This window comes from Coprococcus sp. AM11-30B (assembly GCF_027674365.1).
GTDB lineage: Bacteria > Bacillota > Clostridia > Lachnospirales > Lachnospiraceae > Allocoprococcus > Allocoprococcus comes.
In genome coordinates, this window is the sequence record NZ_JAQDVB010000039.1 from 1 (window position 1) to 12,734 (window position 12,734).

The 12,734-nt window shown below is 45.1% G+C and carries 10 protein-coding genes; 9 read left to right on the forward strand and 1 reads right to left on the reverse strand.

From position 1 onward, the window contains the following. Positions 1–177: 177 nt before the first annotated feature. From PGU50_RS17355 to PGU50_RS17395, 9 genes are all read left to right on the forward strand, one after another. Positions 178–537 carry an ArsR/SmtB family transcription factor gene (locus tag PGU50_RS17355; protein ID WP_022220999.1) on the forward strand — a complete coding sequence of 120 codons (360 nt, stop codon included), beginning with the start codon at positions 178–180 and terminating at the stop codon, positions 535–537. A gap of 39 nt (positions 538–576) precedes the next feature. After that, positions 577–1,131 (forward strand): tetratricopeptide repeat protein, encoded by a 555-nt coding sequence (locus tag PGU50_RS17360; RefSeq protein WP_049938179.1) that lies wholly within the window; start codon positions 577–579, stop codon positions 1,129–1,131. Positions 1,132–1,191: 60 nt separating this feature from the next. Next, complete coding sequence (gene hflX / locus PGU50_RS17365) at positions 1,192–2,433, forward strand: GTPase HflX (protein WP_022220997.1); 1,242 nt, start codon at positions 1,192–1,194, stop codon at positions 2,431–2,433. 3 nt (positions 2,434–2,436) lie between these two features. Further along, the gene (locus tag PGU50_RS17370; RefSeq protein WP_270247589.1) at positions 2,437–5,790 is read left to right on the forward strand and encodes a PD-(D/E)XK nuclease family protein; all 3,354 of its coding nucleotides are present in this window, start codon (positions 2,437–2,439) and stop codon (positions 5,788–5,790) included. Continuing rightward, entirely contained in the window at positions 5,781–9,425 is a 3,645-nt protein-coding gene (gene addA / locus PGU50_RS17375) for a helicase-exonuclease AddAB subunit AddA (RefSeq protein ID WP_270247591.1), read from the forward strand. Before PGU50_RS17370 ends, addA begins: the two co-directional genes overlap by 10 nt. Further along, on the forward strand, positions 9,418–9,690 hold the full coding sequence (locus tag PGU50_RS17380; protein ID WP_117557752.1) for a DUF1294 domain-containing protein: 273 nt from the start codon (positions 9,418–9,420) through the stop codon (positions 9,688–9,690). Before addA ends, PGU50_RS17380 begins: the two co-directional genes overlap by 8 nt. 445 nt (positions 9,691–10,135) lie before the next feature. After that, positions 10,136–10,459, forward strand: coding sequence for a PadR family transcriptional regulator (locus tag PGU50_RS17385; RefSeq protein WP_117557754.1), 324 nt, complete (start codon positions 10,136–10,138; stop codon positions 10,457–10,459). Then, on the forward strand, positions 10,456–11,295 hold the full coding sequence (locus PGU50_RS17390) for a DUF1700 domain-containing protein (RefSeq protein ID WP_270247592.1): 840 nt from the start codon (positions 10,456–10,458) through the stop codon (positions 11,293–11,295). The genes PGU50_RS17385 and PGU50_RS17390 overlap by 4 nt, the downstream gene beginning before the upstream one ends. Continuing rightward, entirely contained in the window at positions 11,292–11,459 is a 168-nt protein-coding gene (locus PGU50_RS17395; RefSeq protein ID WP_270247593.1) for a hypothetical protein, read from the forward strand. The genes PGU50_RS17390 and PGU50_RS17395 overlap by 4 nt, the downstream gene beginning before the upstream one ends. Positions 11,460–11,544: 85 nt before the next feature. On the opposite strand, the gene PGU50_RS17400 is transcribed toward PGU50_RS17395, so the two are convergent. After that, on the reverse strand, positions 11,545–12,734 hold a 1,190-nt coding region (locus PGU50_RS17400), incomplete at its 5' end, for an IS110 family transposase (protein ID WP_270247595.1).

Sequence of the window (12,734 nt, forward strand, 5' to 3'; positions counted from 1 at the left end):
AATATTAAATTTTCAAGGTTCTATTTTGGGGCTTTTGACCCTGGCATCATGACATTGGGGAGTGAACAGTAACTTCTTTTTTACTTTGCATGCCGGAATCAATGGAAACAGTTGACCGTAAAGAGATCATTTGGCATAATAGATATATGAATACTTGTTCATATGAAAGGGGTAACTATGAAAAAGACAGAAGTAGAATGTTGTGATACATTTTGTATACACGAAGAACTTGTACATAAGGCAGAGGGGCATATACCGGATGAAGAGGTTTTGAAGGATCTTGCTGATTTTTTCAAGGTATTTGCAGATACCACGCGGATCCGGATTTTATGTGTTCTTTTTCAGTCTGAGATGTGTGTTTGTGATCTGGCGGAAGTTCTTGGAATGACGCAGTCCGCGATTTCCCATCAGCTCCGGATGCTCAAGCAGATGAAGCTTGTGAAGAACAGACGGGAAGGAAAAACGGTGTTCTATTCCCTTGCTGATGATCATATCCAGACCATCATGAACCAGGGAATGGAGCATATTCTGGAATAACAGATGATATATCAATATAGAAGGAAGGAAACGATAACAGTGACAGCAGGAAGAAAGAAAAAGGTAATCATAGGGATCCTTGTAGCACTTTGTATGACAGTGACGGGATGTGCTGGTTCTGTAAAAAAAGGAACGAAGTATCTGGAAGAAAAAGACTATAAAAATGCAGAGGTGGAATTCCAGGATGCGGTAGACAAAAAGAAGAATCTGGGAGAGGCTTATCGCGGACTCGGACTCTGCTACTGGGAACAGAAAAAGTATGAAAAGGCAGAGAAGGCGTTGGAAAAAGCATTGAAGAATGGAACGGAAGAGACAGCAACTCTTTATAATATTCTGGGAATCTGCGATCTGGAACTGGATAAACCGGAAAAGGCAGTGTATTATTTCGAAAATGGGCAGGAGCTTTCAGGCGCAGGAAAAGAGCTGCTAAAAGAAATGGCATATAATCTGGTAGTTGCGTATGAAAAAGCAGGGGATTACCAGTCTGCAAAAGAGAAGCTGGACAGTTATCTGAAAGCAAATCCAGATGACAAAAAAGCGCTGAAAGAGCAGGAATTTTTAAATACACAGATTTCGGAAGGAGATCAGCAGTAGAGCGGATCGGATGAGCAGATCTGATCCGGGACGGAAAGAAATCTGGCAGGGGAGAATAATATGGCACTTTATGAAATAAAAGAAGAAAAGGAAAGGGTAATTCTGGTCGGTGTCAGTACAAGGGAGAACGATGACACGGAAGATTCTCTGGATGAGTTAAAGGATCTGGTGAAGACGGCAGGTGCGGAAGCGGTCGGACGGGTAATCCAGAAAAGAGAGCTTGTCCATCCGGGAACTTATGTCGGAAAAGGCAAGATTGAGGAGATCCGGGAGCTTTTGTGGGAGCTTGACGCAACCGGGATCGTCTGTGATGATGAGCTGTCTCCGGCACAGATGAACAATCTGACGGATATTCTGGATGTGAAGGTAATGGACCGGACGATGGTCATTCTGGATATTTTTGCAGGACGGGCTTCTACAAGTGAAGGAAAGATCCAGGTAGAACTGGCACAGCTTAAGTACCGGCAGTCACAGCTTACCGGGGCAGGAAGGGCGATGTCACGTCTGGGAGGCGGAATCGGAACCAGAGGACCGGGAGAAAAGAAGCTGGAGATGGACCGGAGACTCATCAAGAACCGGATCGCACAGCTGAACCGTGAACTCAGGGAGGTGAAGAGACACCGGGAACTGACACGTGAACAGCGGACGAAGAACCGGATCCCTGTTGTGGCAATTGTCGGTTATACCAATGCCGGAAAGTCCACGCTTCTCAACACACTGACCGGAGCCGGTGTGCTGCAGGAGGATCAGCTTTTTGCAACTCTTGATCCGACGACAAGAAGCCGGAAGCTGCCAAGCGGACAGGAGATTCTTCTGACAGATACGGTAGGCTTTATCCGGAAGCTGCCTCATCATCTGATCGATGCATTTAAAAGTACGTTGGAAGAAGCGAAGTATGCGGATCTGATCCTGCATGTAGTCGATGCATCCAATCCACAGATGGACGAGCAGATGTATGTGGTGTATGAGACACTGCAGCGTCTGGAGGCAATGGACAAACCGGTGGTCACGGCATTTAATAAGATGGACAGAATCGGGGAAAGCCTGACGGTACGGGACTTTAAGGCAGACCGGATCGTACAGGTGTCTGCAAAGACCGGAGAAGGTCTGGAGGCGCTTCTTCAGGCAATAGAAGAGATCCTGCGGGAGCAGAAAATTTATATCGAACGAGTTTATTCCTATCAGGAATCCGGGAAAATCCAGCTCATCCGGAAGTATGGAGAACTGCTGGAGGAAGAATACAAAGAAGATGGAATCCATGTATCTGCATACGTGCCGAAAGAGCTTGACGGGAGGGTATAACAGATGGCTTTACAGTTTATTTTTGGAAATCCGGGTTCGGGCAAGTCACATTATCTATATGAACATATCATTCGGGAATCAATGAAACATCCTGATACTAATTATATTATTCTGGTGCCGGAACAGTTCACGATGCAGACGCAGAAGGAACTGGTCCTGCGGCATCCGAGACATGGAATTATGAACATAGACGTGCTGAGTTTTGCACGTCTTGCTTTTCGTGTTCTGGAAGAAACAGGGAATGGAAGCAGGGAGATTCTGGATGATGAAGGAAAGAATCTGATCCTCAGGCGACTCGCGGGGAAAAAAGAAGATTCGCTAAAGGTTTTAAAAGGAAATATCAAAAAGCCAGGTTACATCAGTGAGGTGAAATCCGTTATTTCCGAGCTGACGCAGTACAACATTTCCCCGGATGGCATGGATGATATGATCACGGAGGCAGATGAGTCTTCGTATCTTGCCTGGAAATTGAAGGATATTCAGGTGATGTATCAGGCATTTGAAGAATATCTTGCAGATAAATATATTACAAAAGAAGAAATTCTGGACATTCTCTGCAATGTAATGGACAAATCGAGAATGCTGAAGGACAGTGTGATCGCGCTGGATGGGTTTACTGGATTTACGCCGCTTCAGAACAAGGTGCTGGGGGAAATGCTGCATCATTGTCAGAAGGTGATGATTACTGTCACGATGGATAAGAGGGAAGATCCTTACGTGATGAAAGACAAGTATCAGCTGTTTGCGCTGAGTAAGCAGATGGTGACGTCTCTTGTGAAGATTGCAGGGGAGGAAAAGGTGCTGGTCGAAGAGCCGGTCTGTCTGTACCAGGAGCCGGTCTGGCGTTTTAGAAATGCGCCGGCACTTGCATTTCTGGAGAAGGAACTGTTCCGTTACAGTGGCAGGACTTACAGGGAAAAGCAGTCAAATGTGCGGGTTTATGCAGCGGCAAATCCCAGGATGGAAGTAGAATGCGCTGCCCAGAGGATACGTTTTTTAATTCGTAAGAAAGAATATCGTTACCGGGAGATCGCGGTGATCGCAAGTGACATGAATCTCTATGCGGATGAGATCGAGAAGACTTTCCGGGAGTATGAGATTCCGGTTTTCATGGATTATAAGCGGAATGTACTTTTAAATTCTTTTGTGGAGTATATCCGGAGTCTTCTTGCGATGGCAGAACAGAATTTTTCTGCAGAAAGTGTGTTCCGTTTCTTAAGAATGGATCTGGTCGGATTTACCGGTGAGGAATTGGATCTTCTGGAAAATTATGTACTTGCGCTGGGCATCCGTGGTTACAAAAAATGGCAGGAAAAATGGATCCGCAGAGCGAAGGATACGACCGAGGAAGAGTTGGAGGTACTGAATCATCTCCGGGTATGCTTTGTGGAAAAAACAGAAGATCTGGTGTTTGTCTTAAAGCAGCGTCAGAAGACAGTGCGGGATGTGACGCTTGCAATCTGTGAATTTCTGGAAAAAGAAGAAATCCAGAAGCAGGTAAAAGTATTGGAGAATCAATTTACAGAAGCAGGAGAGTTTGCACTTGCAAAAGAATATGCACAGATCTATCGTGTGGTGATGGAGCTGTTTGACAAGTTTGTAAGTCTTCTTGGAGATGAGCGGATTGCGCTCAAAGAGTACAGGGAGCTTCTGGATGCCGGAATGGAAGAGGCAAGGATCGGTGTAATTCCGCCAAGTCTGGATGAAGTGATGGCAGGAGATATTGAGCGAACGAGACTGAAAGATATCCGGGCGCTGATCCTTCTGGGAGTCAATGACTCTCTGATTCCGGGAAATGCATCCGCAGGTGGACTGATTTCAGACAGAGACCGGGAGCGTTTTGAAGAAAGAGGAATTGCGCTTGCACCGGGAACAAGAGAAAAAAGTTACATCCAGAAATTTTATCTGTATCTGCACATGACAAAGCCGACGGAAGAATTGATGCTGACCTATAGTAAAGTATCGGCCGATGGAAAGAGCAGGAGGGCGGCATATCTGATCGGGGATCTGAAGCGGATGTATACAAAGCTTCCTGTATTTAATATGGATCAGTATGGGATGGAGACAAAAGAAATGCTTCCACAGACCGGGATCGGGTCATTGATCGAAGGATTACAGAACCCGAAAAAGATGGAGGAAGGCAGCTGGCAGGAGCTGTACCGTTGGTATTGTGCGCAGGAGGACTGGAGCGAAAAGGTGCACGATCTGGCAAGGATCAGCAGATACCGCAGGCCGGAGGACAATCTGACTTTGCAGACCGCACGGAAGCTTTATGGAGACTGGGCACCAAGCATTTCAAGACTGGAGAAATTTGCTGCCTGTGCCTGTGCGCATTTTCTGACCTATGGACTTCGCCTTAAGGAGAGAGAGGTCTATGAATTTGCTGCTCTTGATTTTGGAAATATTTTTCATAAAGCACTGGAAAAATATGCCCGACGGGTAGAACGGGACGGTCTGGAATGGACTGAGGTTACAAAGGAGCAGCAGGAACAGTTTGCGTCGGAAAGCGTGGATGAGAGTATCGTAGATTACAGCAACACCGTAATCTACAGCAGTGCGCGGAACGCGTATATCGTGCCACGTATGAAACGTATGATGAACCGGACGGTCTGGGCGATGACAAAGCAGCTTCGGAAGGGAAGCTTTAAACCGGAGGGCTATGAGGTAAGCTTTGGAAGCGGAAAGATTGACAGGATCGATACATGTGAGACGGAAGATCAGGTCTATGTGAAGATCCTGGATTATAAAACCGGGGCAAAGAGTTTTGATATGGCAGCTTTTTATCATGGTCTGCAGATGCAACTGGTGGTGTATATGGAAGAAGCAGTCCGGCTGGAGGAAAGAAAACATCCGGGTAAAAAGATTGTGCCGGCAGGCATTTTCTACTATCGGATGAAGGATCCGATCGTCGGGAAAGAGCTGGATGAAGAAAAACTGGAAGAGGCAATTTTAAAGGAGCTTCGGCTGGATGGAATCATCCGTCAGGAGGATGCCGTGATTCAGAGACTGGATGCGGATTTTTCGGGGAATTCGCTTGTGATTCCGGCAGGAAAGACGAAAAGCGGCTATTCTAAAGCATCCAAAATGCTCCTGCCGGAAGAGTTTGATGCAGTGCTGACTTATGCACAGAAAAGACGGACTGATCTTCAGGGAGCAATGTACCGCGGAAAGGCGGAGGCACTGCCGTATGAGATGGGTATACAAAATGGCTGTACGTATTGCCCATACCGGGATATCTGCGGATTTGATGAGCAGATCGAAGGATATGAATACCGGAAGCTTGAGAAGCTTCCGAAGGAAATTGTAATGGAGAAAATTATGGCGAAGCTGGAAGAGGAGAAGCAGACATGGGAGTAAAATGGACCGAAGAACAGCAGCAGGTGATCGACCTGCGTGATCATAATATTCTGGTGTCAGCAGCCGCTGGTTCCGGGAAAACTGCTGTTCTGGTGGAGCGGATTATTGCGAGGCTGACAAGGGATGCAAATCCGGTGGATGTCGACCATATGCTGATCGTGACCTACACTGAGGCGGCGGCTGCTGAGATGAAAGAAAGAATCGGTGCTGCGATTGAGAAGGAGCTGGAGGAGGATCCGTCAAGTGAACATCTGAAGCGGCAGTCTGCCCTGATCCATACAGCAAAGATTACAACGATCCACAGCTTCTGCCTGTCTGTGATCCGGGAGTATTTTCACACGATCGATCTGGATCCGGGATTCCGTATTGCGGAAGAAGGAGAATTAAAGCTTTTGAAGCAGGACGTGATGAAAGAGCTTCTGGAAGCAAAATATGAAGAAGGAAACGAGGATTTCCTGCGTTTTGTGGAGACTTTTGCAACCGGAAGGGAAGATCTGCAGGTGGAAGAAATCATCAGCAGACTGTATGAATTTGCCGGAAGTTATCCGGACCCGGAGGAGTGGCTGGATGGCTGTGCAAGGATGTACGAAGAGAGCGGGGAAAATGCCATCTATATTGAAAAGGTGATGGAGTATATCCGGAGAATAGTTGCGGATATGCAGATGCTGATGGAAAAAGCGGATCAGATCTGCATGGAACCGGACGGACCGTATATGTATGGAGAAATGCTGGAAGCAGATCAGAAAGTACTGAGAAAGCTTTTTGTGGCAAAGAGCTATGAAGAAATGTATGAGGCACTGAAAGAAAAGCCGGCATGGAAAACTCTGTCCAGAAAGAAAGATGATGCAGTGGATCCGATAAAAAGAGAGCAGGTAAGAGCTTATCGGGATACCTGGAAGAAACTTACCGATGACATTCGAAACAATTATTTTTTCCAGCCGCCGTCTGAGATGGAAGCAGACCGGAAAATCTGTATTCCGGTCATGCATGAGTTGGTCAGTCTGGTAAAAGAATACCAGAGGGCACTTGCAGCTAAGAAGGCAGAAAAAAATCTGATCGATTTCCGGGATATGGAACAGTTTGCTCTGCAGATCCTGACAAGAAAAGAAAACGGAAAAAGAGTGCCTTCTGAGGTGGCAAAGGAGTATCAGAATACATTTGAGGAAGTAATGATCGATGAATATCAGGACAGTAACCTGATCCAGGAGGCGATCCTGACCAGTGTATCCCGGATCAGCAGAGGGGAAAATAATCTCTTCATGGTAGGAGATGTGAAGCAGAGTATTTACCGTTTCCGCTTGTCAAGGCCGGAGCTTTTCATGGAAAAATTCAATACCTACAGTCTGACGGACGGAGGAAACAGGCGAATCGATCTGCACAAAAATTTCCGAAGCCGGGCAGAAGTGCTGGATGCGGTAAACTTCATTTTCCGACAGATCATGACCGAAGAGCTTGGAAGGATCACATACGATGAGAATGCTGCACTTTATGTGGGAGCTTCTTACCCAGAATCTGAAAAGAATGAGACAGAAATCCTTCTTCTGGATACAAAAAGTGAGGAAGAGGATACCGGGCTTTCTGTGCGAAGCGGAAGCCAGACGGCAAAAGAGCTGGAAGTCCGTCTGATCGCACAAAGAATCGGAGAGCTGATGGAAAGTCAGCAGATTGTAGATAAAGAAACGGGAATGTTGCGACCGGTACGCTATCAGGATATTGTAATCCTGACAAGAAGCCCTGCAGGATGGACCGATACTGTTACACGAATTTTGCAGGAGGAGGGATTACCGATTCTGGCTGAATCAGCAGATGGGTATTTTGAAACTCTGGAAATTGGATGGATGATGGACTATCTGCGTGTACTTGACAATTTTCGTCAGGACATCCCACTCGTTGCGGTGCTGAAATCTCCGTTTGGAAGAATGACAAATGAGGAACTGGCACAGATCAGAGAATTGAATACAGAAGTACCATTTTATCAGAATGTACTGGAAACAGCGGATCCGGAAAAAAAGACAGATCTTCCGGCGGGCATTCTGAAAAAAGTGCGCGATGTATTTGGATGGCTTTTTTATTTCCGGGAGCGGATACCGTACACGGCAATCCATGATCTCCTGTGGGAGATCATGAAAAAGACAGGATACCGGGATTATATCGCGGCAATGCCAGGAGGAAAAGGAAGGCGCGCGAATCTTGATATGCTGATCACCAGGGCAAAGGCATTTGAGGCAACTAGCTATAAGGGACTGTATCATTTTGTCCGTTATATTGATCAGCTCAAGAAATATAATGTAGACTTTGGGGAAGCCGGGCTTTACGATGAGCAGACGGATGCAGTTCGTCTGATGAGTATCCATAAGAGTAAAGGACTGGAATTCCCGGTTGTGATCGTGGCCGGAATGGGAAAGAGGTTCAACATTCAGGATACCACGGCAAGCGTTGTGATCCATCCGGATCTGGGGCTTGGAATCGATGCGATCGATCTGGAGCGGCGAACCAAATCTCCGACACTATTAAAGAAAGTTATTCAAAATGAAATCGGTCTGGAAAATCTTGGTGAGGAGCTTCGTGTGCTTTATGTAGCACTTACACGTGCAAAGGAAAAGCTGATTCTTACCGGAACGGTTCCACATGCAGCAGACAAGCTGGAAGCCTGTCAGCTGGAACAGGAAAACAGTCAGAAAGAAACACTGGACTTTACAAAACTTGCACGTGCAACGTCTTATTATGACTGGATCCTTCCGGCGGCAGTGCGTAAAACAGAAGAAATTCCAATCGAATTAAAAGTGATTGGTGTTGATACGCTTGTAGAAGGTGAAGTGGATAAGGAAGCAGCAGATTATCTGGAAAAAGAGGTGTTCCTTGAAAAAGTAGAAGCAGAAGAACATCCGATGGCTGTGACGGATGAACGTTTTCGGGCAAAAATCGAGGAAGCATTTTCCTACAGATATCCGTATCAGGGTGAAGATCAGATGAAAATGAAGTACACCGTGTCAGAGCTGAAAAAATATGCGGCAGCTTCGGAAGAAGAAGATGGAGAAATACTGATTCCGGAAGAGGAGATTGTTCCAATCCTTCCGAATTTTATGAAAGAGGAAGAAGAGGTAAAAGGAGCAACAAAAGGAACAGCTTATCATAAAGTAATGGAGCTTCTTGATTTTACGAAAATATATACGATGGATTTACTGCGGGAAAACATAGAGAATCTGAAAAACGAAGGATACCTGGATGCGGGAACAGCCGGGTGTATTCAAAAAAAAGAAATTATGGAGTTTCTTAATACGAATGTCGGAAAAAGAATGCAAAATGCAGCCAGGGCAAAAACACTTTACCGCGAGCAGCCGTTTGTTCTCGGTGTAGATGCAAAAGAATTTTATCCGGATCAGAAAAAGGGTGAAATGGTACTGATCCAGGGAATTATTGATGCTTACTTTGAAGAAGACGGAGAAATCATCGTACTCGATTATAAAACCGACCGTGTACAAACCGAAGCAGAACTAAAAGACCGCTACCAGGAACAGCTCCGCCTTTACACCAAAGCCCTCGAACAGATCACCCGGAAAAAAGTAAAAGAACAGATCATCTACTCCTTCACCCTTTGCAAAGAAATCCACCTGGAGGGCTACAAAAATGATTAAAATAATACTCCTGGCATACCTGCTATTGATCAACATCATCACCTACTTCACCTACGCCGCCGATAAAACCAAAGCCCGCCAAAACAAATGGCGAATCCCCGAACGAACCCTCATCCTCCTGGCCCTTCTGGGCGGCTCCCCCGCTGCCCTCCTCGCCATGAAACACTACCACCATAAAACCCGCCACCTGAAATTCAAATTAGGAATCCCTATTATTCTAATCATTCAAATAATAATCACATTTTTTCTTTACCCAAATATTTAAAATATTTGATTTCCCAGCACAGTCGCCTTACAGGCGCTGTGCGTCCTCTTTCACAATCCTTCAAATTTCGCCCCAGCATCAGCCCTGGCAGCCCGCCCAAGCGGATGGATGGTCATTCGATAACCTTGAGCGGCTTGCAGATAGAAATAAAGTCCACCACTTCCCTTGAGGGGCAATGGAGATGAGACTCAAACATTGTGGAAGCCATTGCTGACACAATGTTCGCATTCAGAGGCTCATCGGAATGCCTTCGCCCCGTGGGAAGCGGTGGACTTTATTTCTATCCGCAAGCTGTCACAACCTCCCTCCCACCATCCGTCTCCCACCCATTTCTTTAGGAAATCTTCAGAAAGTCTTATACAATATTATATTGACTCACTATATTATATAACGTATAATATGCTTAACAAAACAATATAACAAACAATAAAAGGATGTGAATCATATGGTATTTAACACCGGAGCTGCCCTCCTTGATGCGATAGTGCTTGCTGTTGTGTCGCGGGAGCAGGAAGGAACCTATGGATATAAGATTACCCAGGATGTTCGGAAAGTTCTGAATGTATCAGAGTCAACAATGTATCCGGTACTGAGAAGACTTCAGAAAGATGAATGTCTGGAGGTCTATGATATGCAGTTTGACGGAAGAAACCGCAGATACTATAAAGTTACAGAAAAAGGAATGGCACAGCTTAATTTGTATAAAGTCGAATGGAAGAACTACACAAGGAAGATTACAGAGATGTTCGAGGGAGGTGCAGCTGAATGAGCCGTACAGAGTATATGAGGGAATTAGATGCACTGCTTCATGGAATTTCGAAAGAAGAAAGAGAAGAAGCAATGCAGTATTACAATGATTATTTTGATGACGCCGGAAGTGAGAATGAAGAAAAAGTAATCGAAGAGCTGGGAAGTCCTGCAAAGCTTGCAGAAACGATCCGTGCCGGGATAAATGGAAATGCCGATGAGGCGGAAAGTTATGGAGAGTACGGAGAGCGAGGATATCAGGACAGGCGTTTTGAAAGCAGTGAGTACCCGGCAGGAAGAGATGACTATTATAAAGAAAGCTATTCGGAGACATATGGAGAAAGACAGTCACAGAATGACAGGAATCCATTTTCAGAAAGACAGTATTCTTATACAACCAATTCTAATCAGGGATATACATATGCGGGAAATCAGGGATATGGTGCGGGTCAGACGACAGGAATGCCACGGAAGAAATCCAGTGCCGTTAAGATCATTCTGATCATCTGTATCCTTTTGATTGGGCTTCCAATTGTAGTTCCGACAGCATTTGGTCTTCTTTTAGCGGCATTTGGAGTTCTGGTCGTACTTGCAATATCAGCAATAGCGATCTGGGTGGCAGCAGTTGCAACCGCAGCCGTAGGGATTCTGTTGGGGATTCACGGATTTGGTCAGCTGTTTTATTCCCCGGCTCTTGGAATCGGAATGCTTGGTGTCGGCTGCCTGCTGCTGGCACTTGGGGCAGTATTTACAGTATTGATCGGATGGGGATGCATCAAACTGATTCCAATGATGTTCCGTGGATTTGTAAATCTTTGTCGCATACCATTTCAGAAAAAGAGAGGTGAATGCAGATGAAAAAAGGATGGAAGATTTTCTGGACAGTTATTATAAGCCTGACAGGGGCAGGAGTTGTATTTTGTATCATTGCGTTATGTCTTGGAGTCACATTTTCACAGTTTGAAAAAGCATATCCGAATGGAATTGGTATTATAAGCCTGCAAATAAAAAGTCAAGGCTAAATTGAAGAACATTGAAAATCTTATACAGGTAGGTATCAAAATAAGACCACCACACCAGTGCTGGTCTGAAAATATTAGTGGATAATTAAGATTCTGGAAGAGATGAAAGGTATTCTTTCACTCGTCCGTAGTAGATTCTTAGAAACTTGTTGGCACCTGCAGTCATATAGACATAGTAAGGCTTGCCTTGAGTACGTTTCTTATCTAAGAACTGATAAACAGGATCATCTTGAGGATGCGTTTTAATTAGGACATCCATTACCTGAAATAAAGTCTTTCTTAGATCAGCGGAACCTCGTTTTGAGGTAGGAACACTTTTTTGTTCATAGGTTCCAGATTCATTAACACCAGGATCTACACCGGCAAATGCAGTAATAGCACTTTTGTGAGTGAAACGGGAAACATCTCCGATTTCAGCCATCAACTGAGGACCAAGTGAAGTTCCAACACCTTTCATAGCCATAACGACAGGATATTCCGGGAGTTTGGATGCAGTTTCATTCATGAGAGTGCGTAGTGACTCAACAGTTGTAGAGGCGCTATTAAGCTGGTCTACAGCCTGCTTGATAATAAGCTTTGTAATGGCATCCTTTGGAAGTACAGGAACAAGTTCCTTTGCTTTTCCATAGATTTCCTCAGCTTTGGATTGGCTGAAGTTGTACTTCTTACGTTTGCACCAGTTTTGATAATGGTCGATAAAGGCATTCAGGGACATTTTACGGACACAGTCCACATGCCAGTATGTAGATGCAAAATCAACCCATTTCTGGCTGCCGTCACTGCGCGCAGGACTGTCAAAGTAAGTATTAACACCAGGATAGGTTTGGTCAAGGATGCCAATAAGATTATTCTTCATAGCCGTCTTGTGCTTCATGTAAAAGCCGAACTGACGGTTTATGGTTTTAAGCTGATTGCGTAATTTATCCATAACACTATACTGTTTAAGATTCTGCCACTTGTCAAGTGCATATCGTGCAATCTTAACGGCATCAGCTTTATCGGATTTGACTTTACGAAGGGAATCATTATCGAAATCCTTGATAAGTTTGGGGTTAATGGCACTGACGAAAAGATTTGCCTCTGAAAGCTGATGGGCGAGGACTTCATAATAACGTCCTGTGTGCTCCATCACGATTCGAGACTCACCTTTAACAGAGTTGATGAGTTCTACAAGTGAATTGATATCACTGGCTGTGTGTTTGATTTCAAAAGGTGCGGAAACAATTTCACCGAAAGGTCGCATGATAGCAACCATACTCTTACCTTTTGAAACAT

Bases quoted from the DNA above. Each gene is read 5' to 3' on its own strand.
- PGU50_RS17355 (WP_022220999.1), top strand. From the start codon at position 178: ATGAAAAAGACAGAAGTAGAATGTTGTGATACATTTTGTATACACGAA.
- hflX (WP_022220997.1), top strand. From the start codon at position 1,192: ATGGCACTTTATGAAATAAAAGAAGAAAAGGAAAGGGTAATTCTGGTC.
- PGU50_RS17370 (WP_270247589.1), top strand. From the start codon at position 2,437: ATGGCTTTACAGTTTATTTTTGGAAATCCGGGTTCGGGCAAGTCACAT.
- addA (WP_270247591.1), top strand. From the start codon at position 5,781: ATGGGAGTAAAATGGACCGAAGAACAGCAGCAGGTGATCGACCTGCGT.
- PGU50_RS17380 (WP_117557752.1), top strand. From the start codon at position 9,418: ATGATTAAAATAATACTCCTGGCATACCTGCTATTGATCAACATCATC.
- PGU50_RS17385 (WP_117557754.1), top strand. From the start codon at position 10,136: ATGGTATTTAACACCGGAGCTGCCCTCCTTGATGCGATAGTGCTTGCT.
- PGU50_RS17390 (WP_270247592.1), top strand. From the start codon at position 10,456: ATGAGCCGTACAGAGTATATGAGGGAATTAGATGCACTGCTTCATGGA.
- PGU50_RS17395 (WP_270247593.1), top strand. From the start codon at position 11,292: ATGAAAAAAGGATGGAAGATTTTCTGGACAGTTATTATAAGCCTGACA.